General features: G+C 71.7%; 26 protein-coding genes. 14 read left to right on the top strand and 12 right to left on the bottom strand.

Annotated features, from left to right (window positions below; all coding sequences use genetic code 11):
- Positions 1–36: 36 nt before the first annotated feature.
- Positions 37–651, bottom strand: a complete 615-nt coding sequence (locus ABFJ78_RS29600; protein WP_436390155.1) for a DUF1707 SHOCT-like domain-containing protein — start codon at positions 649–651, stop codon at positions 37–39.
- 86 nt (positions 652–737) lie between these two features.
- On the opposite strand from ABFJ78_RS29600, the gene ABFJ78_RS29605 reads away from it, so the two are divergent.
- The 3 genes from ABFJ78_RS29605 to ABFJ78_RS29615 are packed head-to-tail and all read left to right on the top strand — an operon-like array spanning position 738 to position 2,731.
- Positions 738–1,160, top strand: coding sequence for a protein-tyrosine phosphatase family protein (locus ABFJ78_RS29605; protein WP_436389852.1), 423 nt, complete (start codon positions 738–740; stop codon positions 1,158–1,160).
- A gap of 5 nt (positions 1,161–1,165) precedes the next feature.
- A complete protein-coding gene (upp, locus tag ABFJ78_RS29610) occupies positions 1,166–1,789 on the top strand; it encodes a uracil phosphoribosyltransferase (protein WP_285455977.1) in 624 nt (207 codons plus the stop codon).
- Between the two features lie 3 nt (positions 1,790–1,792).
- Entirely contained in the window at positions 1,793–2,731 is a 939-nt protein-coding gene (locus ABFJ78_RS29615; protein WP_436389853.1) for a pentapeptide repeat-containing protein, read from the top strand.
- On the opposite strand, the gene ABFJ78_RS29620 is transcribed toward ABFJ78_RS29615, so the two are convergent.
- Positions 2,713–4,098 carry a hypothetical protein gene (locus ABFJ78_RS29620; protein ID WP_436389854.1) on the bottom strand — a complete coding sequence of 462 codons (1,386 nt, stop codon included), beginning with the start codon at positions 4,096–4,098 and terminating at the stop codon, positions 2,713–2,715. The two genes, ABFJ78_RS29615 and ABFJ78_RS29620, sit on opposite strands and share 19 nt — an antisense overlap.
- Positions 4,099–4,168: 70 nt before the next feature.
- Here ABFJ78_RS29620 and ABFJ78_RS29625 point away from each other — a divergent pair, with 70 nt between their 5' ends.
- A complete protein-coding gene (locus ABFJ78_RS29625) occupies positions 4,169–4,753 on the top strand; it encodes an RNA polymerase sigma factor (protein WP_436389855.1) in 585 nt (194 codons plus the stop codon).
- A complete protein-coding gene (locus ABFJ78_RS29630) occupies positions 4,750–6,006 on the top strand; it encodes a hypothetical protein (RefSeq protein WP_436389856.1) in 1,257 nt (418 codons plus the stop codon). The genes ABFJ78_RS29625 and ABFJ78_RS29630 overlap by 4 nt, the downstream gene beginning before the upstream one ends.
- On the opposite strand, the gene ABFJ78_RS29635 is transcribed toward ABFJ78_RS29630, so the two are convergent.
- A complete protein-coding gene (locus tag ABFJ78_RS29635) occupies positions 5,979–6,596 on the bottom strand; it encodes a TetR/AcrR family transcriptional regulator (RefSeq protein WP_436389857.1) in 618 nt (205 codons plus the stop codon). The two genes, ABFJ78_RS29630 and ABFJ78_RS29635, sit on opposite strands and share 28 nt — an antisense overlap.
- Positions 6,597–6,679: 83 nt before the next feature.
- Here ABFJ78_RS29635 and ABFJ78_RS29640 point away from each other — a divergent pair, with 83 nt between their 5' ends.
- The 8 genes from ABFJ78_RS29640 (at position 6,680) to ABFJ78_RS29675 (ending at position 15,430) form a co-directional block, all read left to right on the top strand.
- Positions 6,680–7,081, top strand: a complete 402-nt coding sequence (locus ABFJ78_RS29640; protein ID WP_436389858.1) for a MerR family transcriptional regulator — start codon at positions 6,680–6,682, stop codon at positions 7,079–7,081.
- A 50-nt stretch (positions 7,082–7,131) separates the two neighbouring features.
- Positions 7,132–8,055, top strand: coding sequence for an aldo/keto reductase (locus ABFJ78_RS29645; protein ID WP_436390156.1), 924 nt, complete (start codon positions 7,132–7,134; stop codon positions 8,053–8,055).
- Positions 8,056–8,353: 298 nt separating this feature from the next.
- Positions 8,354–9,895: an NAD(P)-binding domain-containing protein gene (locus ABFJ78_RS29650; RefSeq protein ID WP_436389859.1), complete on the top strand. Its 1,542-nt coding sequence runs from the start codon at positions 8,354–8,356 to the stop codon at positions 9,893–9,895.
- Positions 9,895–10,965 carry an alpha-hydroxy acid oxidase gene (locus ABFJ78_RS29655; protein WP_436389860.1) on the top strand — a complete coding sequence of 357 codons (1,071 nt, stop codon included), beginning with the start codon at positions 9,895–9,897 and terminating at the stop codon, positions 10,963–10,965. Before ABFJ78_RS29650 ends, ABFJ78_RS29655 begins: the two co-directional genes overlap by 1 nt.
- A 17-nt stretch (positions 10,966–10,982) precedes the next feature.
- Entirely contained in the window at positions 10,983–12,248 is a 1,266-nt protein-coding gene (locus tag ABFJ78_RS29660) for a cytochrome P450 (RefSeq protein ID WP_436389861.1), read from the top strand.
- Entirely contained in the window at positions 12,245–13,525 is a 1,281-nt protein-coding gene (locus ABFJ78_RS29665) for a cation:proton antiporter (protein WP_436389862.1), read from the top strand. Before ABFJ78_RS29660 ends, ABFJ78_RS29665 begins: the two co-directional genes overlap by 4 nt.
- A 64-nt stretch (positions 13,526–13,589) precedes the next feature.
- On the top strand, positions 13,590–14,237 hold the full coding sequence (locus ABFJ78_RS29670; RefSeq protein WP_436390157.1) for a response regulator transcription factor: 648 nt from the start codon (positions 13,590–13,592) through the stop codon (positions 14,235–14,237).
- Entirely contained in the window at positions 14,234–15,430 is a 1,197-nt protein-coding gene (locus ABFJ78_RS29675) for a sensor histidine kinase (RefSeq protein ID WP_436389863.1), read from the top strand. Before ABFJ78_RS29670 ends, ABFJ78_RS29675 begins: the two co-directional genes overlap by 4 nt.
- Here the strand turns inward: ABFJ78_RS29675 and ABFJ78_RS29680 are convergent.
- From ABFJ78_RS29680 to ABFJ78_RS29720, 9 genes are all read right to left on the bottom strand, one after another.
- A complete protein-coding gene (locus tag ABFJ78_RS29680; protein WP_436389864.1) occupies positions 15,420–16,661 on the bottom strand; it encodes a HEAT repeat domain-containing protein in 1,242 nt (413 codons plus the stop codon). The two genes, ABFJ78_RS29675 and ABFJ78_RS29680, sit on opposite strands and share 11 nt — an antisense overlap.
- A gap of 32 nt (positions 16,662–16,693) precedes the next feature.
- Positions 16,694–17,983, bottom strand: a complete 1,290-nt coding sequence (hisS, locus tag ABFJ78_RS29685; RefSeq protein ID WP_436389865.1) for a histidine--tRNA ligase — start codon at positions 17,981–17,983, stop codon at positions 16,694–16,696.
- A 21-nt stretch (positions 17,984–18,004) separates the two neighbouring features.
- Positions 18,005–18,388, bottom strand: coding sequence for a hypothetical protein (locus ABFJ78_RS29690; protein ID WP_436389866.1), 384 nt, complete (start codon positions 18,386–18,388; stop codon positions 18,005–18,007).
- An 87-nt stretch (positions 18,389–18,475) separates the two neighbouring features.
- Positions 18,476–19,639 carry an amidohydrolase family protein gene (locus tag ABFJ78_RS29695; protein WP_436389867.1) on the bottom strand — a complete coding sequence of 388 codons (1,164 nt, stop codon included), beginning with the start codon at positions 19,637–19,639 and terminating at the stop codon, positions 18,476–18,478.
- A gap of 1 nt (position 19,640) precedes the next feature.
- Positions 19,641–20,762, bottom strand: coding sequence for an MAB_1171c family putative transporter (locus ABFJ78_RS29700; RefSeq protein ID WP_436389868.1), 1,122 nt, complete (start codon positions 20,760–20,762; stop codon positions 19,641–19,643).
- On the bottom strand, positions 20,759–21,280 hold the full coding sequence (locus ABFJ78_RS29705; RefSeq protein ID WP_364460348.1) for a hypothetical protein: 522 nt from the start codon (positions 21,278–21,280) through the stop codon (positions 20,759–20,761). Before ABFJ78_RS29705 ends, ABFJ78_RS29700 begins: the two co-directional genes overlap by 4 nt.
- A complete protein-coding gene (locus ABFJ78_RS29710) occupies positions 21,277–21,681 on the bottom strand; it encodes an XRE family transcriptional regulator (protein ID WP_284748016.1) in 405 nt (134 codons plus the stop codon). Before ABFJ78_RS29710 ends, ABFJ78_RS29705 begins: the two co-directional genes overlap by 4 nt.
- Positions 21,682–21,992: 311 nt before the next feature.
- The gene (locus ABFJ78_RS29715; protein ID WP_436389869.1) at positions 21,993–22,445 is read right to left on the bottom strand and encodes a flavodoxin family protein; all 453 of its coding nucleotides are present in this window, start codon (positions 22,443–22,445) and stop codon (positions 21,993–21,995) included.
- Positions 22,445–24,079, bottom strand: coding sequence for a phospho-sugar mutase (locus tag ABFJ78_RS29720; RefSeq protein ID WP_436389870.1), 1,635 nt, complete (start codon positions 24,077–24,079; stop codon positions 22,445–22,447). Before ABFJ78_RS29720 ends, ABFJ78_RS29715 begins: the two co-directional genes overlap by 1 nt.
- Before the next feature lie 30 nt (positions 24,080–24,109).
- Here ABFJ78_RS29720 and ABFJ78_RS29725 point away from each other — a divergent pair, with 30 nt between their 5' ends.
- On the top strand, positions 24,110–25,270 hold the full coding sequence (locus ABFJ78_RS29725; RefSeq protein WP_436389871.1) for a glycosyltransferase: 1,161 nt from the start codon (positions 24,110–24,112) through the stop codon (positions 25,268–25,270).
- Positions 25,271–25,298: the final 28 nt, after the last annotated feature.

The following is a 25,298-nucleotide window of genomic DNA, read 5'->3' on the forward strand; positions in this document are numbered from 1 at the left end:
GTGACGCCGGGTGCGTGACGCGTCACAACGCCGAGGTCAAGCCCCTTCGATCTGCGGCGGCTCGTCCCGCTTCGCCGGCTTCCGGTACACGACCACCCCACCCCAGAACCCCAGCCCGTTGATCTTCACGGTCGGCGCCGTCGGCGGGGCCGGCGGTGCCCCCGACTTGTCCTCCAGCATGAACCCGCCCATGAACCCGATGCCCGTCACGTCGACGTTGATGTCGTCCGGGACCGTGATCGTGATGCCGCCCATGATCGCCACCGCCGTGATCGTGCACTGGCGGTCGGCGAACCGGGCCTGGCGCAGGTCGATCTCCGTGCCGCCCCAGAACGCGAAGCTCGTGTGCTGCGGGGGCAGGACCCAGCTGCCCTTGCGGACCGCGCCGGACATCACGCCGATCGACACCGGCGAACCCGGGTGGCCGCCGATGCGCTGGTCGGGGAAGCCCAGGGCCCGCGTGGTCGCCGGCTGGATCGCCCCGGACGTCGACGGCAGGTCCTCCGTCACCGGTTTGAGCTCGCCGACCGTCTTCGCCGCGTACACCGTCGAAAGGCGTTCTTCCAGCTCGTTGACCGTGATCCGCCCTTCCGCGAGGGCGTTGTGCAGCACCTGGGCGACGCGTTCGCGGTCCGCGTCGGAAGCCCGCATCTGGTCGGGCGTCAGTTCGCTCACCCGGCGGAGCTTAGCGGCGAAAACCACCCACCGTGTCCATCTTCAGGAGGACACTGACCCCTATGGTCGAGTTTCCGGACGGCACCCGTATCCGAGGGCGCGGCCTCGCCCGCCCGCGACCCGCCGAGCCCGAGCCGGATTTCGGGCTCTACCTGGGGACGAGCCGGCTGCGGCGCAAGCACGGCGGGGGCATCAGCTGGCCGCACGAGTGGGTGACCTGGCCCGACTTCCTGCTGCCGGTGGACCCCCGAGACGCCCGCGAAAAAATCAAGGCCCTCCACGAACGAGCCAAGACCGAGACCGTCGAAGTCGCCTGCTACGGCGGCGCCGGCCGGACCGGCACGGTCATGGCCTGCCTCGCGATCCTCTCCGGCGTTCCCGCGGACCAGGCCGTCGCCTGGACCAGAGAGCACTACCACGAACGCGCCGTCGAAACTCCTTGGCAGCGCGGCTGGGTGAAGAGCTTCGCGAAACGGCTAGATTGACCCGCATGGATGTGCACGTCGTCGATCACCCACTGGCGAAGGCCCGGCTCTCCACGATGCGCGACGCGCGCACCGACAGTGCCGCGTTCCGGGCCGCGCTGCACGAGCTGACCGTCATGCTGGTCTACGAAGCCACGCGCGACGTGCCGGTCAAGACCGAGCGGATCCACACGCCGGTCGCGCGCACCGAGGGCTACACGCTGGCCAAGCCGCCGCTGCTCGTCCCGGTGCTGCGCGCCGGGCTGGGCATGGCCGACCAGGCGCACAAGCTGATCCCGGACGCGCAGATGGGCTTCGTCGGCCTCGCGCGCGACGAGGAGACGCTGAAGCCGACGCCGTACCTCGAATCGCTGCCGGAGTCGCTCGCCGACCGGCCGGTGATGGTGCTCGACCCGATGCTCGCCACCGGCGGCTCGATGGAGTACACGATCCGGCTGCTCACCGACCGCGGCGCCGACGACGTCACGGCCATCTGCGCGCTCGCCGCGCCGGAAGGCCTGGCGCACCTGGAAAAGACCGGCCTGCCGGTCCGCGTCGTCACCGCGAGCATCGACGAGCGCCTCAACGACTCGGGCTTCATCGTCCCGGGCCTCGGCGACGCCGGTGACCGCCAGTACGGCGCCGTCTGAGCCTTGCCGGTCCTCAAGTGGCGGTGGGTCGCCGTGGCCGGCGGGGCCGTCGCGCTCGTCACGGCCGGGCTGCTCTGGCTGCTGCTGGGCTGGTCCGCCGCGCCGGACGCTTCGGTGCGCATCGACGCCGTCAAGACGGCGTTCGGCATCGGCGCCGGCGCGGGCGGGGTCTTCGCGCTGTGGCTGGCGACCCGCCGCCAGCGCACGATGGAGCTGCAGCTCGCCGAGACGACCCGCGTCGCGGGCGTGACCGAACGCGACCTCGAGGAGCGGCGGGTCACGGAGCTGTACACGAAGGCCGTCGAGCAGCTCGGCAGCGACAAGGCGCCGGTCCGGCTCGGCGGGCTCTACGCGCTGGAGCGGCTCGGGCAGGACAACCCGAAGCAGCGCCAGACGATCGTGAACGTGCTCTGCGCCTACCTGCGGATGCCGGTCAAGGCCCCGCCCACGGGGTTCAAGGGCACTGCGGCCCGCGACCGGTCCGAAGACCCCGAGGAGGGCGAACTCCTCGTCCGGCTGGCCGCGCAGGAGCTGCTCAAGACGCACCTGAGCCACGACGCGGCGGGCTACTGGCCGGAGATGTCGATCGACCTGCAGCGCGCCACTCTCGTCGACTTCCGGCTGAGCGGCTGCACCCTCGCCGCCGCCGACTTCAGCCGCGCCCGGTTCGTCGGGCAGCTCCACATCCGCGGCACGCGCTTCACCGGCCAGGTGGGGTTCTACGGCACGGAGTTCCTCGACATCGTGAACTTCGACCGGTCGGTCTTCGAGGAAGGCGCTTTCTTCTCCCGGGCGCACTTCAGCAGCAACGTCAGGTTCACCCGGGTTCGCTCCGGAGGCCGGTTCGAGTTCTCGCGCACGGTCTTCGAAGAGGGAGCCGACTTCGACGGCGGCGAACACGCGGAACTCGATCTCGCGGACGCTCAGTTCGGTACCAGGTAGAGGTCCTGCTTCCCGAGCGTCGGCGCGTCGAGCGTCCAGTGGGCGAGCGCGTCCGGCGGTGGCTTCGGCAGCCGGCGCAGGACGAGGTCGGGACGCCGCGGCCGGACGTCGAAGTCGAAGAACGCGTAGTCGACGCGCAGGGCCGCGCGGATCCAGCGGTTCCCCGCTCCACGGGCGTCGATGGCCGCGGGGAGCAGGCCGCGGTCGGCGAAGACGTCGACGATCGCGCACTCGCAGGTGTACGCCAGGACGCCGATCTCGCCGGCGCTGCCGACCACCCGGCCACCGGCCAGAGCACGCAGATCGCGGCCGATCTCCTCGTAACGAGCGGTCGAGGCGTAGTTCGACGTCAGCGGCGCGAACTCTCGTGACGAGCCCGCGTACCCGGCCACGGAAGCGGCCACCACCGCGAGGACGGCTCCGGTCGCGACGCGGTGAGAAGCCGCCCACGCGCAGGCGCACACCGTCGCCGCGGTGATCACCGGCCCGTAGTACCAGTGGTAAGGCGGAACGTTCAGCAGCACATATGCGCCGTAGTAGAGCGCGCCGCCCAAGGCCAGCGAGTTGACCGGCCGCAGCCGGAACGCGAGGGGCAGCGACGCGAGCGGCAGGAACGACAGCACAGCCGGCCACCAAGCGGTCCGGGCGTAGAAGAGCGGGCCGTTGGCGAAGGTCCAGTCGCCCCACGCCCGTTGCGCGCCCTGCAGCGTCTTGATCACGACCGTGTCGGGCACCGCCGCACCCAGCACGACCCAGCTGAACACGAACCACGGCAGCGCTACCAAGGCGGCGCCGACCACCGCCCGCCCGGACCGCACCGAGAGGCCCAAGACGACGGCGAAGATCAGCAGGTCGAGGCGGACGAGCGCGAGCGCGCCCGCGGTGAGCCCGAAGGCGAGGGGCCGCCGTTCGACGGCGAACACCGTCACCCACCCGAGCACCGCCGAACCCAGCGCGACCTCCAGTCCGATCGACGACAGCAGCAGCGGGTTCGCGGTCAGCGCCGCGAACGTGAGCGCGGGGAACCAGCGCGGCAACGCCGTGCCGAGCCGCCGCAGGGCCAGGACGAGCGCGACCTGGCTCAGCACGTACACCACTCCGGCCGCGAAGACGGCGTCCCGGACCACGAACGTCACCACCGCCAAGGCCAGGACGTTCGCCGGGGACGTCGCGGAGTTCGACGTCGCGTCGGCGAGCAGCCCCCAGTGGCCGTGGAACGCGAGGTTGCGCGCGTAGGCGAGCGTGATGAACGTGTCGTCGACGAGGTGCGGGCGGGCCAGGAGGAACACCGCGGCCGACACGCACGCGACGGCAGCGGGCAGCCGCAGGCGATGCTTGTCCGTCGTCCGGACCTGTTCGATGATCACGACCGGAAGTGGCCGTCCGGTTCGCGGGAGTTGCGCGCAACATCCCGGCGGCTGCCGGCCACTGAAGGGTGTGACCAGCCATGCGACGGGGGCGCCGGTGGGTGATCGGGCCCAGGGGGATCGGGCGCTGTGGGACCGGGCGGCCGTAGGCGACGAGGCGGCCTTCAGCGAGCTCTTCGAACGGCACGTCGAGGCCGTCTGGAACCACGCCTACCGGCTGACCGGCTCGTGGTCGGGCGCCGAAGACCTGACGTCCACGACGTTCCTGACCGCGTGGCGCCGCCGCGCCGACGTGACGCTGGTGCGCGACAGCGCCCTGCCGTGGCTCTACACGGTGGCCGGCAACGCCGCCCGCGACGAGCACCGCGGCGCCGGCCGGCGGCTGCGGCTGCTCCGGAAGCTCCCGGACCCGCCGGTGGTGTCCGACCACGCCGACGCGGTGGCCGAGCGGCTCGACGGCGAGCAGCGGCTGCGCGAGATCGTCGACGCCGTGCGGACGCTGCCGAAGGCGCAGCGGGCGGTCGTCGAGCTGTGCCTGCTCGGCGACCTGAGCGTCGCCGACGCGGCCGCGGCGCTGGCCGTCGCCGAGGTCACCGTCCGCGCCCACCTGTCCCGGGCCCGCGCCCGCCTGCGCACGCTGCTGGAGGAGAAATGAGCGACGACCTCGGTCTCCCGCCGCGACGCGCCCTGCCGGACGACGTCCGCGACCGGCTGCGCGCCGAAGTCCGCGCCGGGATCGGGAAACCGCGGCGGGCCAAGCACGTCTGGTATGCCGCGGCGGCCGCGGTGCTCGTCCTGGCCGCGGGCGCGGTCGTCGCGACGCAGACGTTCCGGCAGCAGCCGGTCGCCGGCCCGCCACCGGACCCGGGCAACCGGCTCACCCTCGACCCGAAGGTGGCGACGGCCGCGCTGGACCGCTGCTGGGCGGCCGTCCAAGCGGCGGGCAAGACGGACCGCGTGCCGCCGCGCGGCGAGTGGGTTCCCCTGTTCACGGAGGTGCTGGAGGCGGACGCGGTGGTCGCCGCGACCGCGGCGGGCAAGCCGATGTTCTGCGAGACCACCGAGACGACCGTGACGTTGTCGGATCCGGCGGCCACGCCCGCGTACGCGCCGGGCACGCGCACGGGGCTGCTGCTGCACAGCCCGACCGGCACCGTCGCCGGGATCGTGGACTCCGGGCCGGCGCCCGCGTTCCTCGGGTCGCGGACCGAGGGCGGGGACAGCATGTCGCAGTCGATCCGCCCGTCCCCGGTCAGCGGGCAGTTCGTCGCGATGACCCGGACCGCCTTGTGGACGACGACGCTCACCGTCGAAAACCCGTCGGCACCCGGCGCGTCCGTGCTGCCCCAGCCGCCGCCGTGGCTGGTCATGGCGGTCGACCGGCCGGTCACCGCCGAGCGGACGTCCCCCGCGGGCCGGGCGCTGGACGAGTGCCTGAACACCTCGGAGGAGGTGGTCCCGGACGCGGCCGCGTACGCGCCGGGGCCGCTGCTCGAAACCGGGGACTTCCACGTGGTCATGGGCCGCCGGGGCGACCGGGTCGTGGTGTGCGAGACCCAGCCCGACTACCAGCGGCCGGGGAAGACGAAATCCCGTGCGTACCCCGACTTCACCGGGCCGCGGACGAAGCCGGCGCGCACCCTGACCGTGGACACCCTGGGCGCGGTCGAGTCCGGCGCCCCGCGGGGACAGTCGCGGCACCCGTTCGTCGCGGCGCTGCCGCTGACGGCGACGAAGGCGACGATCGACTTCGGCATCGGGACGAGCGTCGAGGCCGACGTCGTCGACGGGATGGTCGCCGCGTGGGTCCCGGAGAACATCGACCTCGCACCGGAGGCGACAGCCCACGTCCAGGCCCGCGACGCGCAGGGCAAGGTCGTCTACGACGGGCCGTTGCGGCTGATGTGAGGCCGCAGCCAGCCGGAGGCGTTCGCGCGCAGAGCCGCCTCGTACGAGCCCGTGACGTCGAACTCCTCCGGCAGGTTGCCGGTCAGCTCGAGGGAGACGAGGCCGTGCACGACGGCCCAGCAGCCGACCGCGATGGTTTCCGTCGGGACGTCGAGGAAGATGCCGTCGGCGATGGCGCGGCGGATGATCGCTTCCAGGGGCTCCAGGGTCTTGCGGGCGAGTTTTTCGGCGTCTTCGTTGGGCTCGAACCCGGGTACCGACCTGGTGAACATGATCCCGTAGAGGTTCGGGTCGGCCAGCGCGCTGGCGCGGTAGGCGCTGCCGAGCGCGACGAGGTCCTCGACCGGGTCGCCGGTCAGCGCGGTGCCGGCCATGCGGGCGCCGAAGCGGCGGAAGCCTTCGGTGTAGAGCGCGTTCACCAGGTCGGGTTTGCTGCCGAAGAGGGAGTACACGGCGGTGGTCGACGTCCCGGCGTCGGCGGCCAGCTTCCGCAGGGAAAGCGCCTTCGGCCCGTCGGCGGCGATGAGCTCGCCGGCGCGGTCGAGGAGCTTCAACCGGAGGGCTTCGTCATGCGTGCGTGGCCGGGCCATCCACAGAGCGTAGTGCAACAGTGTTATTTTTGGCTAGGGTGAAGAGTTGACCTGGAGTGCACTCCAGGTCGTAGTGTCGGCTCATGAGCTACTCGATAGCGGAAGCCGCTCGACGTAGCGGACTGTCCATCGACACCCTCCGGTACTACGAGCGCATCAAACTGCTCGACCCGCCCGCCCGGGACGCCGCGGGCCGGCGGGCGTACTCCGACGAGGACCTCAACTGGCTGGGGTTCCTGACCAAGCTGCGCACCACCGGGATGCCCATCAAGAGCATGCGCGAGTACGCGTCGCTGCGCCGCCACGGCGTGGCCAGCGCGGGCCGCCGCAAGGCCCTGCTGGTGGAGCAGCGCCGGTCGGTCGCCGAGCGGATCGCCGAGCTGCAGGGGTGCCTCGACATCCTCGACTACAAGATCGACAACTACGCCCAGGTCGAGCGCAACGTGCTCGGCGTGGAACCCGGCAGGGAGGAGATTTCCGCGTGAAGACCAGGAAGCTCGGCGGTCTGGAGGTCGGCGCCCAGGGGCTCGGCTGCATGGGGATGAGCCAGGCCTACGGCGTCCGCGACAACGACGACGAGTCGGTCGCGACGATCCACCGGGCTCTCGACCTCGGCGTCACGCTGCTCGACACCGCGAACGTCTACGGCAACGGCGTCAACGAGGAGCTGGTCGGCCGCGCGATCGCCGGCCGCCGCGACGAGGTCGTGCTCGCGACGAAGTTCGGCATCGTGTGGACCGACGGCGCGATGGGCGCCCGCGGGGACGCCGCCTACGTGAAGCAGTGCTGTGACGAGTCGCTGCGCCGGCTCGGCGTCGACCACATCGACCTGTACTACCAGCACCGCGTCGACCCGGCCACGCCGATCGAGGAGACCTGGGGCGCGCTGGGCGAGCTGGTGGAAGCCGGGAAGATCCGGTACGCCGGGATTTCCGAGGCGAGCGCGGCCACGATCCGCGCCGCGCACGCCGTGCACCCGGTGACGGCGCTGCAGAGCGAGTGGTCGCTGTGGACGCGGGGCATCGAGGGCGAAATCCTGGACACGTGCCGGGAGCTCGGCATCGGCGTCGTGCCGTTCTCGCCGCTGGGCCGCGGGTTCCTGACGGGCGCGGTGAAGTCGGTCGCGGACCTGCCCGAGGACGACATGCGCCGCGGCCTGCCCCGGTTCGCCGAGGACAACTTCGCGCGCAACATGGCGATCGTCGACGCGCTGCGCAAGCTGGCGGAGGAGAAGGGCGTGACGGCGGGGCAGCTGGCGCTCGCGTGGGTGCAGTCCCACGGCGAGGACGTCGTGCCGATCCCGGGGACCAAGCGCCGCAAGTACCTGGAGGAGAACGTCGCGGCGGCTTCCCTCGAACTCACGTCGGACGACCTGGCGGCCATCGAAGCGGCGGCTCCCGCGGACGCGATCGCGGGGGAGCGCTACCCCGAACGGCTGGCCCGCGCGGCCGGCAAGTAAAGCGCACTTTCACGTGAAAGTGCGCACCAGGGGCCCGCACTTTCACGTGAGAGTGCGGGCCCCTGGTGCGCACGTTCACGTGAAAGTGCGCGTTACGTGCCGGCCGCGCGGGCCAGCCGTTCGGGGGAGCGCTCCCCCGAACGGCTGGCCCGCGCGGCCGCCAAGTAACGCCCACTTCAACGTGAACGTGCGCACCAGGGGCCCGCACTTTCACGTGAAAGTGCGGCTCTGAGCCTTTTCTGAGATCTCCGGAGCAGGCTCGGCGCCGATCAAGGTCGGTGCCGAGCCTCAGGAGGTCGTGGTGGAGGAAGTGCTCGATTATCTGGTCGTCGGGGCGGGGCCCGCGGGGTTGCAGCTGGGGCAGCACCTCGGCCACGCCGGGCACCGGTACCTCGTGCTGGAGGGCGGGTCCGCGCCCGGCCACTTCTTCGAGACCTTCCCCCGGCACCGGACCCTCATCTCCATCAACAAGAAGCACACCGGGTACGCCGACCCGGAGCTGCGCATGCGGATGGACTGGAACTCGATCCTGGCCGACGGCGACGACGACCAGCTCGTCTTCACCGACTACAGCGAGAAACTCTTCCCGGACGCACCGGACTTCCTCCGCTACGTCGCCGATTACGCGGCGAAGCACGAAGTCAACGTCCGCTACGACACCCGGGTGACGCGCATCCGCCGCGACCCGGAAAGCGCTGTCTTCATCCTCACCGCCGGTGACGAAGAATTCCGAGCGCGCAGGCTGGTCATGGCCTCCGGCGTCACCAAGCCGTACATCCCGCAGTTCCCCGGCGTCGAGCTGATCGACCAGTACGTGGACGTCGACGTCGACCCGAAGAGCTTCACCGACCAGCGCGTTCTCGTGCTGGGCAAGGGGAACTCGGCGTTCGAGACCGCGGACAACCTCATCGAGACCGCCGCGGTCGTGCACGTCGGCGGCCCGCGGCCGGTGAAGCTCGCCTGGCGTACGCACTTCGTCGGCCACCTGCGCGCCTACAACGCCGGCATCCTCGACATGTACCAGCTGAAGCTCCAGCACGCGATCCTCGACGGCGACGTCCGCGAGATCCGCAAGGACGCCGACGGCTACCACGTCAAGTTCGCCTTCGCCCGCGCCGACGAGGTCATCAAGGAGATCCGCTACGACCGCGTGATCGGCTGCACCGGCTTCCGCTTCGACGCGTCGCTGTTCGACGAGGACTGCCGCCCGCAGCTCACCATCAACGACCGCTTCCCCGCGCAGACGCCGGACTGGGAGTCGGTCAACGTGCCCGGCCTCTACTTCGCCGGCACGATCACGCAGGTCCGCGACTTCAAGAAGGCCACCAGCGCGTTCATCCACGGCTTCCGCTACGGCGTCCGCGCGCTGGCCAAGGTCCTGAACGAGCGCCACCACGACACGCCGTGGCCGAGCACCGAGCTGCCCGCCAAACCGGACGCGCTGACCGACGCCGTGATCACCCGGATCAACCGGACTTCCGCGCTGTACCAGCAGTTCGGCTTCCTGGGCGACGTCCTCGTCGTCGACGGCGACACCGCCCGCTACCTCGAAGAGGTGCCGGTCGACCGGGTGCTCGCGAATCCGCCGGACGATGCCTACGTCGTCACCCTCGACTACGGCCCCGACCACGACAAGATCGACCCGTTCGACTTCGTCGCGCGCGCCGCCCAGGACAAGGCGAACGACCACGGCGAGGGCCACTACCTGCACCCGATCGTCCGGCACTACCGCCGCGGCGAGCTCGTCGCGACCCACCACGTCACCGAGAACCTCGAAAACGAGTGGGACAAAGAGGTGCACGTCGAGCCGCTGACCGCGTTCTTCACGCGGGAGCTCTGATGCGCACGATCGCGGAGTTCGAGGCGGCGGCCCGGCAGCGCCTCGACCCGGTGCACTACGACTACTTCGCGGGCGGCGCGCAGGACGAGATCACCGTGGCGGAGAACGAATCGGCTTATCGGAAGCTGCGGCTGCTGCCCCGCGTCCTGCGCGGCAGCGACAAGCGCGACCTCAGTATCGACCTGCTCGGGACGCCGTCGTCGATGCCGATCCTCGTCGCGCCCACGGCGTTCCACCGGCTCGCGCACGCCGACGGCGAACTGGCCACGGCCCGGGCGGCAGCCCGCGCGGGCACGATCATGATCGTGAGCATGGCCGCCACCACGGCGATCGAGGACATCGCCGCGGCGGCCCGCGAAGTGACGCCGGACCCGGGCCTGTGGTTCCAGCTCTACCTGCAGCCGGACCTGGAGTTCACCGAGGCGATCGTGCGCCGCGCCGAGAACGCCGGGGTCAAGGCGTTCGTGGTGACCGTCGACTCGCCGGTGCTCGGCCGCCGCGAGCGCGACGACCGCAACGACTTCCACGACCTGCCGCCGGGGCTGGTCGTGGAAAACCTCCGCAACATCGGGGAAAACCGCAGCGGTGGCAACACCAGCCATGTCCGCGAGATCGTCATGTCGGCCGGGCTGAACTGGGACCACATCGCGTGGCTGCGGGGCAAGACGAAGCTGCCGGTGCTGATCAAGGGCGTGCTGCACGCCGAGGACGCGCGGCTGGCGGTGCACCACGGCGTCGCCGGGATCGTCGTGTCCAACCACGGCGGGCGCCAGCTCGACACCGTGCCCGCGACCATCGACGTCCTGCCGGAGATCGCGGCGGCGGTCGGCGGGGCGATCCCGGTGCTGCTCGACGGCGGGATCCGCCGCGGCACCGACGTCGTCAAGGCCCTGGCCCTCGGCGCGGACGCGGTCGGCGTCGGCCGGCCGGTCGTGTGGGGGCTGGCCGCGGGCGGCCGCGAAGGCGTCACGCAGGTCCTGGACCTGCTGCGCGACGACTTCGACCAGGCCCTCGCGATGTGCGGCGGCCGGCACCCGGCCGATCTCACCCCGGACCAGGTGCGGCGATGATCGGGAAAACTGTGTCCATGAAAGCAGTAGCGGCCGCCATGGTGGCCGCGCTGACCGCGCCCGCGTGGCTGCCCGCCCGGGTCGTCGCCCTGCGGATGAAGATCTTCGCGCTGGTCAACGGCCAGGACACGGTGACGATCCCGGGCGAGCAGGTCGGCGCCGCGGACTTCAAGCGCGTCTACGCCGACCCGGCGGCGAACGGCCGCAGCCGCGGCGCCGCGCTGTCCGACCTGTTCTGGTACTGGCTCGCGCCCGGCCCCCAGGTGCACCAGGAGCACCTCGAAGCCGGGCCGCGCTACGACGAGGTCGCCAAGTGCACGCGGCACATCCTCGTCCGGTCCAAAAAGGACTCCGAGGAGCTGGCCCGCCGGGTGGCGGCGCACGTCCTCGAGGACGTCCGGCCCGGGCTCGTCCGGTTCCGCGACGCGATGATGCCGATCTGGGCCGAGCTGTACTACGAGCTGGTGTTCGAGGAGCCGTGCCCGCCCGAAGCGCGGGACCTCATCGTCGGGCACGCCGACGACGTCGTCTCGGCCCTGAAGTGCGTGCGGCCGCGCAACATGCGCCGCCGCGCCAAGCTGACGAAGTACCTGCGGCGGCGCCTCGCCGACGTCCCGCACCCGCTGCCGGAGTCCCTGACCCCGGAGGAGCGGGCCTACTACCTGCAGGGGACGTTCTTCAACACCGCCGTCGTCCAGATGTCCGAGGCGATGGCCCACCTGCTGATGATCATCGCCCAGCGCCCGGAGGTCCAGCGCCGGCTCGCCGGAAACCCGGACGACGACGCCTACCTGGACCGCGTCATCGACGACGGCCTGCGCGAGTACCCGCTGTTCGGCATCGCGCACCGGATCTCCACCGCGGACATCGAACTGGAGCACCTGACGATCCCGGCGGGGACGGTGCTGTGCTTCAGCTACCCGGGCTACGCCGCACAGTCCGAAAAGGACGCGTTCGTCCCGTTCGGCGTCGCGCAGAACCGCGCCTGCCCGGCCCGCGGACTGGCCCCGCCGACCATGCGCGTCGTGACGCGCGAGGTGCTGCGCCGGTTCAGCCTCGCCTCGACGGCAGGCCACACGCGCTCGATCCCGAACCGCGGCCCGGCGCTGCTCACCCCGCGCGGCGCGCGCACCCGGCGAGCGCCACTGGTGTGGCTCGCGGTGCGCGACCGCTGGGAAGACGTCTGGCGCAGCTTCGCCCAGCTCGTGTTCGGCACCTACATGGTCCTCGACGCCCGTCGCCAAGCCCTCTGCACCACTTACTTCGCCGGAGGTAATCGATGAGCCCGTCCGAAGCGGCACCGGTGTTCTTCCTCGCCGTCGTGGTCATCCTGGTGGTCGTCCGCGTGGTCTGCGCGATCGCGGTCAAGCTCGGCCAGCCACCGGTGGTCGGCGAGATGGTCGCCGGCGTGCTGCTCGGGCCCTCGTTGTTCGGGCTGCTGCTGCCGGACGTCCAGGCGGCGTTGTTCCCCGACGCGATCCGCTCGCTGCTCTACGTCGGCGGTCAGATCGGCCTGGTCATCTACATGTTCGGGGCCGGCTACGAGTTCAACCTGAACAGCATCCGGAAGTCGCGGAAGTCGGTCGCGGCGATCTCGTCGGCCGGGACGCTGGTGCCCCTGGCGCTCGGGGTCGGGGTCGCGGTCCTGGGCACGTCCTGGGTCGGCATCGGCAAGGAGGGCGTCTCGCTGGTGACGTCGGCGGCGTTCGTCGGGGTCGCGGTGGCGATCACGGCGTTCCCGATGATGGTCCGGATCATCACCGAACGCGGGATCGGCTCGACGAAGTTCGGCTCGCTGGCCCTGGCCTGCGGCGCGCTCGACGACGTCCTCGCCTGGCTGCTGCTGGCCGTCGTGCTGGGGATGCACGCCGGGTCGCTGGGGCCGATCGCGCTCGCCCTCGGCGGCGGGCTGCTGTTCGCGTTGCTGGTGTTCATCGTCGGACGCCGGCTGCTGACCCGGGTGCTGGGCAGCGACCGGGTGAGCGTCGACCAGCGCGTGCTCATCACCGCGATGACGCTGTTCGCCGCCGCCTGGTTCACCGACACGATCGGGCTGTACGCGGTGTTCGGCGCGTTCACCGTCGGAGTGGCGTTCCCGCGCGGCAAGAACTCCGACGCCGTGCTCGCGAAGATCATGCCGGTCGGGTCGATCGTGTTCGTCCCGCTGTTCTTCACCTACTCCGGCCTCAACACCCGGTTCGCCTTGCTCGCCGACCCGAAGCTGCTCGCGTTCGCGCTGGTGACGGTGGCGGTCGCGATCGTCGGCAAGCTCGGTGCCTCCTGGGGCGCGGCCCGGCTGGCGGGGGAGCCGCCGGCGATCGCGACCCGGGTCGGCGTGCTCGTCAACGCCCGCGGGCTGATGCAGCTGATCGCGCTCAACGTCGGGCTCGCGGCGGGGATCGTCTCGCCGGCGTTGTTCACGGTGCTGGTGCTCGTCGCGCTGGTCACCACGATCATGACCGCGCCGGTGCTCAGCTGGCTCGACCGGCGCGATGCCCGCAAGGGGAGCACCGAAGTGCTCCTGATGGCCGAACCGGTTCCGGTCACCGGGAAAAGTTGACAGTTCAATTTCGGAAAATAACTGCCAGTATGGACGCGTGCACGATGGGGCTGCGAAACCGCGGGTGCTCCTGGTCGAGGACGACCGGGAACTGGCGGGCATGCTCAGCGAGCTGCTCGCGGAAGAAGGCTACGAAACCGACGCGGCGCACGACGGGCAACGGGGGCTGCACCTCGGGCTCACCGGGCACTACGACGTGATGATCATCGACCGCCGGCTCCCGGTGCTGGACGGCCTGGAGCTGCTGCGGCGGTTGCGGGCCCGGGCGGTGACCACGCGCGTGCTCGTGCTCTCGGCGCTGGGCGAGCTGGCCGACCGGGTGGGCGGGCTCGACGCCGGCGCCGACGACTACCTCGTCAAGCCGTTCGAGGCCGACGAGCTGCTGGCCCGCCTGCGCGCGCTCGGCCGCCGCGACCTCGAAGGCGCGGAGTGCCTGCCGCTGGGCGCGGCGGCGCTCGACCTGCTGCGGCACGAGGTCGTGCTCCCGCGCGGGGAACGGATCACGCTGTCCGGGCGGGAGTTCGAGCTGCTGCGGACGCTGGCGCAGCGGCCGAAGGCGATCCACCCGCGGGCGGCGCTGCGGACGAACGTATTCGCCGACTCGACCGGGGAGTCCATTGTGGACACGTACGTCTACTACCTGCGGCGCAAGCTCGGCCGCGACGTCGTCCGGACCGTGCACGGCCTCGGCTACCAGATCGGCGCGGTATGAGAGCCGACCCCGAGGAGCGGGCCCTGCGGCGCGCGCGGTGGGCGATCACCGCGCAGATCGCCGTCGTCGTGTCGTTGCTGGTCGCCGTCGCGGGCGGCATCGCCTACGGGATCCTGCTGTCCCGCCAGCACGCCGAGGCCGACCGCACGCTGGCCAGGACGGTCGAGCTGGGCCCGGCCGAGACCCCGCCCGGCTGCGTCTGGCTGTTCACCCCGGTCCTGCACGCGCCCGCATCCCGGCCGCCGGCCGGGATGCCGATCGCGGCGCTGGACGCGACGGTGCCCGTGGCCGGGAACGTCCACACGGAACGGCGTTCGATCGGCGGCATGACGTACACGATCCGCGTGGAGAACCGCGGCGGCGTCGTCTCGCAGGCGTTCTTCGAGGAGCTGTACCAGATCCAGGACCGCTCGTCGCTGGTGTCGGGGCTGGTGGTGGCCGAGGTGCTCGCGCTGCTGGCCGCCGTGCTGTGCGGCCGGGTGCTGGCGTGCCGGGCGATCCGCCCGCTGGCCGACGCGCTGCGCCGGCAGCGGACGTTCGTCGCGGACGCGTCCCACGAACTGCGCGCCCCGCTGACCCGCCTGCACACGCGGGCGCAGCTGCTGGCCCGGCGCGCGTCCGGCCGCGACGCGGCCGACCTCGACCAGCTGGTGCGCGGCACGCGTGAGCTCGGCGACGTCGTCGAGGACCTGCTGCTGTCCGCGCGGGCGTGCGACCGGCAATCGCTGGAGCTGGTGGAACTGGGATCGCTCGCGGAAGAAGCGGTTGCGGCGGAGGCGGTCCGCGCGGGGGAGGGCCAGGTCCGGCTCGCGGTGTCGAAGGAGCGGCGGCCGTACGTGGTCCAGGGCGTGCCGACGGCGTTGCGGCGCGTGCTGTCGGCGTTGCTGGACAACGCATTGGGCCACACCCCGCCGGGCGGGTCGATCGAGGTGTGGCTGGGGGTGCCGGATGAGGGACACGTGGAGCTGCGGGTCCGCGACACGGGAGTCGGCTTCCCGGCAGCCGACGCGGACCGGATCTTCGAGCGGTTCGCCCGCGGATCCGACGGCGACGGCCGCCGGTTCGGCTTGGGGCTGGCGTTGGTCCGCGAAGTGGTGACGGGCCACGGAGGCACGATCGCGGCGGCGGGCCGCCCGGGCGCGGGCGCGACGTTCACCCTGCGGCTGCGCCGCGCCGGCGAGGTCAGCCCGTGATGCCCAGCGCGAAGCGGATTTCCCGCGCCAGCGCCGGTTCGAGCTGATCGCAGAGGACCTCCATTTCCGCTCGCCAGCCGACCGGCGGTGGGGTGTACACGCCGGTCACGTGGTTGTGCCAGGCGTGGATGTCCTGGTGGGCCTCGGCGGCCAGCTCCGGGTCCGCCAGCAGGACGAGGTCGGTGCGCAGCCGCGTCCAGCTGTCGCGGGCGCGGAGGATGGCCGCGGCCGCGCGCCGGGTGTGGCGCGGCCGATCGGTGGCGAGGAGGTCTTGGAGCGTCGCCGGGTCGACGAACTTGCCGCGCAGGAACGCCACGACCTCGCGGGTCACGGCGGGGGAGGGGTCGGTCAGCAGTGGCAGCACCGCGGTCGATTCCGGCGCGATCCGGCGCAGGCCGCGCACGGCCACCCGCCGGATCCGGGGGCGGTCGTCGGTCAGCTGGTCTTCCAGCAGGCGGGCGTCGTCGGCTGTGCCGGTCTCACCGAGTCCGGCCAGCATGCCGAACGAGACGGGCATCGCGCGGTAGTGCGCGGCCGGGTCGCCGCCCGCCTTGAGCACCAAGGCCTGGGCCATCGACCGCACGGCCGAAGCCGGGTCGGTCAAGTACTCCTCGGCCCGGCCGGCCAGGGTGAGGGCGCGCATCCGGACCTTCGGTGCCCCGGCCGCGAGGAGTTCCTCGACGCACTCGCCGCGGTCCAGCAGCGCGGTGCCGGTGATCGCGCGCACGACGAAGTCCTCGTCGTGCGTCGCGATGTCGAGCAGCCGCTCGCGCGAGAGGAGATCGAGCGCCTCGCGGTGGGCCCAGCGGCGGGTCTCCCGGTCTTCGACCGCCAGCGCGACGTCGAGCAGCCCGGGCAGGTTTTCGCGGAACAGCGCGATCATCCAGTCGTCGACCTGCCGGCGCCGCAAGACGCCGAGGAGCGGGAGCATCGCGCCCAGCGACGATTCGTCCAGTTTGGACACCGCGGCCCGGCGCGCCGCCTCGCGGACCGGCGCCACCCAGTCGACGCAGCGGATCAGCAGCAGCGGCAGCGCCTCGGGGTCCGGGCTGACCGCGAGCCGCCGGACCGCGGCTTCCCGCAGGTAGCCGTCGGCCGAGCAGGCGGCGACGACCAGCGCTTGCCGCGGGGTGCAGCGGGTGCCGGCGGGCCAGTACGTCCGCCGCAGGGACACGTCGAACTCCGCCCAGTTCCGCACGTCGCCGGCGGTGAGGAGGTCGAGGTCGAACACCCCCTCAGCGTGCCAGGGGCGTCGAGCCCTTTTCAGCTCAGCAGCGCCTGGACCGCCGCGGGGGCGTCGGCGATCGCGACCGGGTTCTGCTCCCGGGTCGCGAGGCTGCGGACCGTCACGTTGCCCGCCGCCCAGTCCTCCTGGCCGACGATCACCACCGCGGCCGCGCCCGCCTTGTCCGCGCGGGTGAGCTCCTTGCCCAGCTTGCGGTGCTCGATCGGCGTCGACGTCCGCAGGCCCGCGCCGCGCAGGGACGCCGCCACCGAGCGGGCCGCGTCCGAGAGGTCCTCGGTCACCGGGATCACCATGACGTCGACCTCGCTGCGTGGGGCCGGGGTCAGGCCGTGCGTGTCGAGGAAGTCGATCAGCGTGACGTCGCCCATGCCGAACCCGATGCCCGGGATCTGCTGCGGCGTGAACATCGACGCGAGGTCGCTGTACCGCCCGCCGCCGAACAGCGCGCGGCGGTTCTCCGGCGAGGTGTCGAAGACCTCGAACACCGTCGACGTGTAGTACGCCAGCCCGCGCACGATCATCGGCTCGTACTTCACCAGGTCCTTGGCGCCGCTGCCCAGCACCTTCACCAGGTTCGACTGCTCGCGCACCTCGGCCGGGATCTCGTCCAGCAGCGCGTCGCCCATGGCGAGCGTCTCGGCCAGCTTCTCGAACTGCTTGTCCGACAAGCCGATCTCGCCGGCGCTCTCGGCCAGCTTCTCGCGCGGGTACTTCTCCCAGCGGTCGACGAGCGCGAACACCTGGGCCAGGTGGTCTTCGGAGACCCCGGCGACGTCGGTCAGCGCCGACGTCAGCAGGTTCCGGTCGTTGACGCGCAGCACGAACATGTCCGGCGTCGCGCCCAGCGCGGCCATCATGTCGTGCACCAGCTCGAAGATCTCGATCTCGCAGTTGGCGCTGTCCGAGCCGAAGATGTCGGCGTTGATCTGCCAGTGCTCGCGGACGCGGCCGCGCTGCGGCGCCTCGTACCGGTGGCAGTTCGGGTGGCTGTACCACCGGACGGGGAACGACAGCGACTTCGCGCTCCCGGCGATCATCCGCGCGACCGACGGCGTCATCTCCGGGCGCAGCGCCAGCCGCCGGCCGCCCTTGTCGGTGAGGGTGTAGAGCTGCTTGTCGGCGAGCTCCTGCCCCGATTTGCGCTCGTAGATCTCGGCGGATTCGAGGATCGGGCCGTCGTAGCGGAGGAAGCCGCGGCGCTCCAGGACGTCGTAGAGATGACCGAACACCTGGGTACGCACGGACATTTCGGCGGGCAGGAAGTCCCGGGTCCCCTTGTAGGGCGCGGTCGGCAGGTATTCAGGCACGTCACCAGCTTAACGACCGGTTCAGACGACCCCGTAAGCGGTGACGAGCACGGCGGCGGCGAGCAGCACGGCGCCGACGCTGGTGACGCGCCCGCCGAGCTTGCCCCGGTTCGGGAGCAGGTGCAGGAAGAAGCCGCCGGACTGGGCGAGGATCCCGAAGAGCAGCAGGAAGCAGGTGATCCACAGTGTGGTGTCCGACAGCGACGTGCGGCTGAGGATCTGCAGCACGACCAGGGCGAGGACCAGCAGGACGCCGGCGTGGGCGTGGCCGGCGCGGAACATCGCGCGCTGGTGTTCGGTGAGTTCGCGGTCTCGCAGGATACCCATCAGGGCGTAGCCGCCGTACATGACGGTGGGCAGCGAGACCAGGGCGATCACGGTGAAGAGCTGGGCGGGTCCGTGCATCGGGGGACTCCTTCTCGGGGTGGTGGAAGCTACGATAACACCGTTTTAAAACGGTGTCACCAAACCAGGCATTCCCCGATCGGGGAACTAGGCTTCGCGGCCCTGGGCCAGGACAAGCAGCGGGTTCCGGAGCGCGGCGAGGGACGCCAGCGGGTCACCCTCGACGACGAGTACGTCCGCGGCGAGCCCGGGTTCGAGCCGTCCGGTCACGTCGGTCAGCCCCAGTCCTGCCGCGGAATCACAAGTGGCGATCTCCAAGATCCGCCGCCGGGAGAACCCGAGCCACTCGTACAGCTCCAACGCCCCCACCGGATCGTCGAACACCGACCCCGGCAACCCCGCGTCCGTCCCCGCCAGCAGCCGTACGCCGTGCTCCTCCAGCCACGGCAGGCGGCCGTACATCGCCTGGGCCACTTCGTCGCCGAGCTTCTCGACGATCGTCCGCCAGTTGCGGCTGCTCGTCGAACACGCCGAAATCCCCGCGGCCGCCATCCGCGACGCCACCGCGTCGCGCCGGTCGAACGACCGCGGCCCGGTCAGGAAGCTGCAGTGCTCGATCGTCGACACGCCGGCTTCGACCGCGGCCTCGATGGCGTCCGCGCCGTGGGCGTGGGCCGCCACCGGCAACCCGTGCGACGCCGCGTGCGAAACGACCACCGAAAGCTGCCGCGCGTCGAACTGCGACTCCCACATGTCCGCGCCGCCCTCGGTGATCTGGCCGCCGCTGGCCATCACCTTGATCACGTCCGCGCCCGCTTCCGCGTTCGCGTCGATCAACGCGCGGATCGCGTCGTCGGTCGTCACCGCGCCGCCGAAGAAGTGGCAGTGCCCGTCCGGCACCGTGATCGGCGGGCCCGACACCAGCAACCTCGGTGCCACCTCGTCCGAGAACGACTCGCGGACCGAAGCGCCCAGGTGGCCGCGGTCGCCGAGGTCCCGCACCGTCGTCACGCCGGTGCGCAGCATCGACGACAGCCGCGATCGCGCGTCCGCCACGGACGTACCGGCCTGGAAGTGGTCCAGCATTTCCCGGGAAGCGTCGAAAGCCAGGTGCACGTGGACGTTGAACAGCCCGGCCAACGCGGTCCCGGTCGGGAAGTCGTGCCGGACCGCGTCCGGCGCGGCCAGCGGCAGCACCTCCGCGCGCGGGCCGGCCGCCACGATCACGCCGTCACGCACCAGCACCGCGCCGTCGAGGACAGGTGCCGACGGCCGCGGCAGCACCCGGCCGGCGGTGATCACCGTGTCCACGTCACGACCCCATCGCGGCCGACAGCGCCAGCAGCGGCCGGACGTCGGATTCGATGTCGTCCGCCGGTGCGGGCAGGACCTGCTTGGCGTGGCCGTCGCTCTCCTCGCCCGCCGCGTGCCGCGCCAGCGCCGCCTTCAACGCGGCCGCCGCGGCACGGGGATCGGCCGCGACGACGTCGCCGAACCCTTCGTCCAGGTACGGCGACAGCTGCACCAGGCCGTCCCGGATCTCGATCACCCGGCGGTAGTACACGCGGTGGATGCTGCGCGGCGACAGCCGTTCGCCGCGACGGCGGGGCGGGGTCCGCAGCACGATGCTGGGGAACGCCTGCACCAGGACCGTCCACAACGGACCGAGCGCGTCGTGCTCGCGGCGGTGCTGGCGCCGCCGCCGCAACGCCGAAATCCGCGCCCGCACGCCGGGGTAGGTGACGCCGAGCAGGAACAGCATTCCGCCGACGATCACGAACGGCACCCCGAGCAGCAGCAGGACCTTGACGACCGGGCCGAAGACCCACGCCACCACGATGTACAGCGCGCGGCAGATGCTGCCGATCGCCGCGCTGGCCATGCCGACCGCGCCCATCCGCAGGCCGATCCGCAGGTCGCGGTCGGCCACCCGCAGGTAGCGCACGATCCACGCCGTGCACGCGACCAGGCCGTAGATCAGGTACAGCCCGGCGCCGAGGTAGAACACCGCGATCCCGCTGTCGTGGATCGTCGCCGGCCCGAGCGCCTGCCCGCGCAGCTCCGGCTTGGTCAGGGCCATCGCGACGACCATCAGCGTGATCGCCGCGGCCAGCGGCACCAGCTCGACCGCGACCCGCCGGTAGCGCCGCGGGCCCAGCGCCGAGCCGAGGAAGAAGATGACCAGCGCGCAGACCGCGCACGCCAGCAGCGCGTTGTTGGCGACGCGCGCGGCACCGCGGCCGAACACCGCGTCGATTTCGTCGGACACGGCCTGCTGCTGCAGCAGGAACGCCGCGGCGAACCCGGCGACGCACGCGGTGACGGCCCAGTTCGGCACCGTCGGCGCGCGCTGCACCTGGTAGATCCGCCACGCCAGGGCAGCGGCGAACAGCACCATCGCAACAACGTTGACCGGGCTGAAAAGTGTGCTCACAACCACCCTTGGTGATCGCCGAGCGTCCCCTGGATCCGGCGCAGATCCCGGTCCGCAGCACGCCGCGGGATCGTGTAGTTCAGGACCGACGCCCACTCGAGGATGATGGTCGCGACGGTCTCGGCTTCCCACTCGTGCGCGTCATCGTAGGACGACCGGCGCAGTGCGCGGTGTACTGCATCCGGGTCAAGATCCGGAACCGGTCCGCGCAGGAAGTCGGCCGGCTCGGCGTCGCCGTGCGGGTGGTGGTCGGCGAGCATGTGGCCGAGCTCGTGCAGGATGATGTGGTCCTGGTGGGATTTCGTGGTTTCGGCCTGGTAGAAGATGTAATCCGCGGAGGAAGTGGCGATCCAGCAACCGAACGGCCCGGGCACCTCCAGCGGGTAGGCCATCAGCCGGATCGGCTTGCCCCGTTGTTCGCCCAGCCGCGCGCAGAGCACCTCGACGTCGAGCGGCGGGCCGATGTCGAGCTGCTTCAGCAGCTTGCGGCAGCGGCGGCGCAGCTCCCGTTCCTTCATCGCGCGGCGTCCTCCGGGTTCCGGCCCTCGCGTTCGGCCCGCTCGTAGCGCTCCACCAGCTCCAGCAGGTCCATCACCTGCCGTCGCCCCTGCGGGGAGAGCTCCTGCGCCCGCATCGCCATCAGCTGCGCTTCCCCGGCCGGGGGCGCGGCTGCCTCTTCGTCGAAGAAGTACGTGACGGGCACGCCGAACAGTCTCGCCAAGGCCTCAACATAGTGGATCTTCGGGTTGACGCGCTTGCCCGTGGCCAGCTGCTGCAGGTAGGCGGGCGACATCGCCGGCCCACCCGCCCGCTCGACCGCCGCCGAGATCTCCCGGTAGCTGTGCGGCGCGCGACCGTCCACCCGAGCCGCCTCGATCAGGGCGCTCAGCCGTTCCGCGAAAGTGCGTTCCCGTGCCATACCCGCCCCCTAGGTTTCCACCGTGAAAATTCTAGCCGGGAAACCACTGTACGCACATGTTGACAGCTATCGTATGCAGTGGTTTACAGTTGGCATGCCTCTCGTCTTGCTCTCCGTACCCTGGGGGTGTACGGAACCGCAAGACGAGAGGCTGTCGTGTCTTCTCGACTCGTCATGATCGCCCCGGTGTAGTACGCTTCAGCTGCCAAGGTCGAACGCTTCGCGGCGATCCCTTGGCCACGGCCTGTTGCCGGAGGTCGACCCCCAGGGCTTCCGGTGACAGGCCCCTTACTTTTTCAGAACCTCGAGCTTCAGGACATCAGCGTGGCGGCCACGGTGCCGCCGAGTTCCGTGCAGGCTTCCAGGATCTTCTTGTCCGGCTCGCCCGTGCTGATCACCGGGTCCGCCACCTTCTCCCACGCCAAGCCCGTGGTGATGGACAGCAGCTGTCGTTCCGTCCCCGACGTGTCGCTGTTCCCGTGGATCCAATAGCCGAACGGGCGACCCCGCGTCTCGTCGAGGCACGGGTAGTAGACGGTGTCGAAGAAGTGCTTCAGCGCCCCGCTCATGCTGCCGAGGTTCGCCGGCGTGCCCAGCAGGTAGCCGTCCGCCTCGAGGACGTCGGGGACGGTCGCCGCCAGCGCCGCGCGGCGGACCACCTCCACGCCCTCGATGTCCGGGTGCGTCGCGCCCGCCAGCACCGCCTCGAACAGCGCCTGCGTCGACGGCGACGGCGTGTGGTGCACGATCAGCAGCCGCGGCATCAGGCGAGCAGCTCCTCGACCGCCGTCCGCAATGCGCCCAGCTTCGCGGTCGCCGCCTCGCGCGCTTCGTCGAGCGAACCCGTCACCGGCGCCACGACCTGCAGGTACGCCTTCAGCTTCGGTTCCGTCCCGGACGGGCGGACGACCACGCGCACGCCGTCCCCGGTGAGGCGCAGCACATCCGCGTCCGGCAGCAGGTCTTCGAGCGCGACGGCCACCCCGCCCAGCTCGGCCGGCGGCGCCTGGCGCACCTTCGCCATCAGCTGCCCGCGGACGGAGAGGTCGGTCACCCGCAGGGAAACCTGGTCGGTGAGGTGGACTCCGTGGCGTTCGGCCAGCTCGTCCAGGACGTCCAGCGGCGTGCGGCCCTCGGCCTTGAGCCGCGCGGTGTAGCCGGCGGCCAGCGTCGCGGCGGCGATGCCGTCCTTGTCGCGCACGAAACCCGGGTTCACGCACAGGCCGAGCGCTTCTTCGTAGGCGAAGACCAGGCCTTCGCCCGCGCGGACCAGCCACTTGAAGCCGGTCAACGTCTCGGCGTAGCGGGCGCCTTCGGCCTTCGCGATTTCGCCGAGCATCGACGACGACACGATGGTCGTCGCGACCAGCGGGTCCGGCAGGACCGTGCGGTCCACTGTGGACAGGACGTACGAGCCGAGCAGCACGCCGGTCTCGTCGCCGCGCAGCATCCGCCACTCGCCGTCCCGGTCGCGGACGCCCAGCGCGCAGCGGTCGGCGTCCGGGTCGAGCGCGATCGCCAGGTCGGCGTCCACTTCGGACGCCAGCGCCAGCAGCAGGTCGGTCGCGCCGGGTTCTTCCGGGTTCGGGAACGACACGGTCGGGAAGTCGGGGTCGGGCGCGGCCTGGTCGCCGACCAGGTGCAGGTCGGTGAACCCGGCCCGCTCGAACGCCGCCTGCAGCGTGTCGGCGCCGACGCCGTGCAACGCCGTCGCGGCCACGCGCACCGCGCGCTCGGCGCCCATCGGCAGCGTCGCGACCTCGTCGAGGTACCGGTCGAGCAGGTCGACCACCTCGGCGCCGGGCGCGCGCGGCACGCTCACCGCGGCGGGCGCGGCCTGGATGGCCCGCTCGATCTCGCCGTCGGACGGCGGGACGATCTGGCCGCCGGTCGCGTCGTAGAGCTTGTACCCGTTGTCGGCGGGCGGGTTGTGCGACGCGGTGATCTGGATGCCGGCCACCGCGCCGAGCCGGCCGACGGCGAAGGCGAGCACCGGCGTCGGCAGCGGCTTCGGGAACACCTTGACGTCGAACCCGGCCGCGGTCATGACCTCGGCGGCCGCGGTCGCGAAGGCTTCCGAGCCGTGCCGCGCGTCCCGGCCGACGACGACCAGCGCGCCGGCGTGCCCGTGTGCCTTCAGCCACTCCGCGACACCGGCGGTGGTCCGCGTGACGACGGCGACGTTCATCCCGTTCGGCCCGGCGCGCACCGGCCCGCGCAGCCCGGCGGTGCCGAACTCGAGCGGCCCGGCCATCCGGTCGGCCAGTTCGTCGGCCGCACCGGTGTCGCCGCCCATCGCCTTCGCGAGGACGTTCTGCAGCTCGGCGCGAGCGTCGTCGTCCGGGTCGTCGGCGATCCAGCGGAAGGCGGCGTCGCGCAAGGTCGAATCGATCGTCACCGCGCCAGCCTACGGGCTAGGGTCGGGGGAGTGCGCTTGCTCTTCACCTCACTGGGGTCCTTCGGTCACACGTTCCCGCTCGTCCCGCTGGCGGTCGCCGCGCGGGACGCGGGCCACGACGTCGTCTTCGCCACTTCGGAAGACTTCCTGCCACAGCTGACGAAAGCCGGTCTGGAGACGGCGGCCGCCGGGCTCGCCATCAAGGACGCGTTCGGCCAGGCGTTCGCCGAGGCCGGGCCGCCCGGGCCGCGGCGCCCGCCGGGCGAGGTCCCGCCGGAGGTGCTCGGCCCGATCGTCGCGAAGGTCTTCGGCGAGCTGATGCCGAAGACGTTCGTCGCCGACCTGCTGCCGCTGTTCTCGCGGCTCCGGCCCGACCTCGTCGTGAGCGAGGCCGGCAACTCCGGTGGCGCGTTCGCCGCGATGAAGGCCGGGATTCCCGTGGTGGCACACGGGTTCGGCCGCGTGTCGAGCGACGACCCGATGGTGACGAAGATCCGCGACGCGATCCGCGCGCACGCCTCGGAACTGGGCATCACCGTGGGCGAGGACCTGGCTTTCGGCGGCCCGTTCGTCGACATCTGCCCGGAATCGGTGCAGGACCCGGGTTTCCTGGCGCGCACGACGCGCGTCCCGCTGCGGCCGGTGGGCTGGAGCGAGCCGGGCGAGCTGCCTTCGGGGGTCCTGGACCGGTCGCGGCCGTTGGTGTACTTGACGCTCGGCACGGCGATGGGCCACGCGGGAGTGCTGGGCGCGGCGATCGCCGGTCTGTCCGGTTTGGACGTCGACGTCCTGGTCGCGACGGGCCCGACGGTCGACCCGGCGGCACTCGGCGAGGTTCCGGCCAACGTCCGGCTCGAGGCGTGGGTCCCGCAGGCGGCCCTGCTCCCGCACGTCGACCTGGTGGTCCACCACGGCGGCAGCGGCACGACGCTCGGCGCGTTCGGCGCGGGCCTCCCGCAGTTGCTGCTGCCGCAGGGAGCGGACCAGTTCAGCAACGCGGAGGCGGTGGTGGCGGCCGGCGTCGGCTCCCGCCTGCTCGCGGCGGAGGTCACCGCGGAGGCGGTCGCCTCCGAAGCCCGCCGCCTGCTCACCGACACCTCAGTCCGCGACGCCACCCGCACCTTGGCGGCCGAGGTCGCGGCGATGCCGTCCCCGGCCGAGGTGGCGGCCCAGCTCCCGACCCTGGCCTGAGACGTCCCAAGCGTCACTTTCTCCGAGA

The sequence above is a fragment of the Amycolatopsis sp. MEPSY49 genome, from assembly GCF_051337345.1.
Taxonomy (GTDB): Bacteria; Actinomycetota; Actinomycetes; order Mycobacteriales; family Pseudonocardiaceae; genus Amycolatopsis.

Excerpts from the sequence above, each read along its gene's own strand:
- ABFJ78_RS29705 (WP_364460348.1), bottom strand. The coding sequence starts at position 21,280 with ATGAAGGAACGGGAGCTGCGCCGCCGCTGCCGCAAGCTGCTGAAGCAG.
- ABFJ78_RS29630 (WP_436389856.1), top strand. The coding sequence starts at position 4,750 with ATGAGCGACGACCTCGGTCTCCCGCCGCGACGCGCCCTGCCGGACGAC.
- ABFJ78_RS29675 (WP_436389863.1), top strand. The coding sequence starts at position 14,234 with ATGAGAGCCGACCCCGAGGAGCGGGCCCTGCGGCGCGCGCGGTGGGCG.
- ABFJ78_RS29605 (WP_436389852.1), top strand. The coding sequence starts at position 738 with ATGGTCGAGTTTCCGGACGGCACCCGTATCCGAGGGCGCGGCCTCGCC.
- upp (WP_285455977.1), top strand. The coding sequence starts at position 1,166 with ATGGATGTGCACGTCGTCGATCACCCACTGGCGAAGGCCCGGCTCTCC.
- ABFJ78_RS29655 (WP_436389860.1), top strand. The coding sequence starts at position 9,895 with ATGCGCACGATCGCGGAGTTCGAGGCGGCGGCCCGGCAGCGCCTCGAC.
- ABFJ78_RS29710 (WP_284748016.1), bottom strand. The coding sequence starts at position 21,681 with ATGGCACGGGAACGCACTTTCGCGGAACGGCTGAGCGCCCTGATCGAG.
- ABFJ78_RS29640 (WP_436389858.1), top strand. The coding sequence starts at position 6,680 with ATGAGCTACTCGATAGCGGAAGCCGCTCGACGTAGCGGACTGTCCATC.
- ABFJ78_RS29635 (WP_436389857.1), bottom strand. The coding sequence starts at position 6,596 with ATGGCCCGGCCACGCACGCATGACGAAGCCCTCCGGTTGAAGCTCCTC.
- ABFJ78_RS29600 (WP_436390155.1), bottom strand. The coding sequence starts at position 651 with ATGCGGGCTTCCGACGCGGACCGCGAACGCGTCGCCCAGGTGCTGCAC.
- ABFJ78_RS29715 (WP_436389869.1), bottom strand. The coding sequence starts at position 22,445 with ATGCCGCGGCTGCTGATCGTGCACCACACGCCGTCGCCGTCGACGCAG.
- ABFJ78_RS29690 (WP_436389866.1), bottom strand. The coding sequence starts at position 18,388 with ATGCACGGACCCGCCCAGCTCTTCACCGTGATCGCCCTGGTCTCGCTG.
- ABFJ78_RS29645 (WP_436390156.1), top strand. The coding sequence starts at position 7,132 with ATGGGGATGAGCCAGGCCTACGGCGTCCGCGACAACGACGACGAGTCG.
- ABFJ78_RS29665 (WP_436389862.1), top strand. The coding sequence starts at position 12,245 with ATGAGCCCGTCCGAAGCGGCACCGGTGTTCTTCCTCGCCGTCGTGGTC.
- ABFJ78_RS29660 (WP_436389861.1), top strand. The coding sequence starts at position 10,983 with ATGAAAGCAGTAGCGGCCGCCATGGTGGCCGCGCTGACCGCGCCCGCG.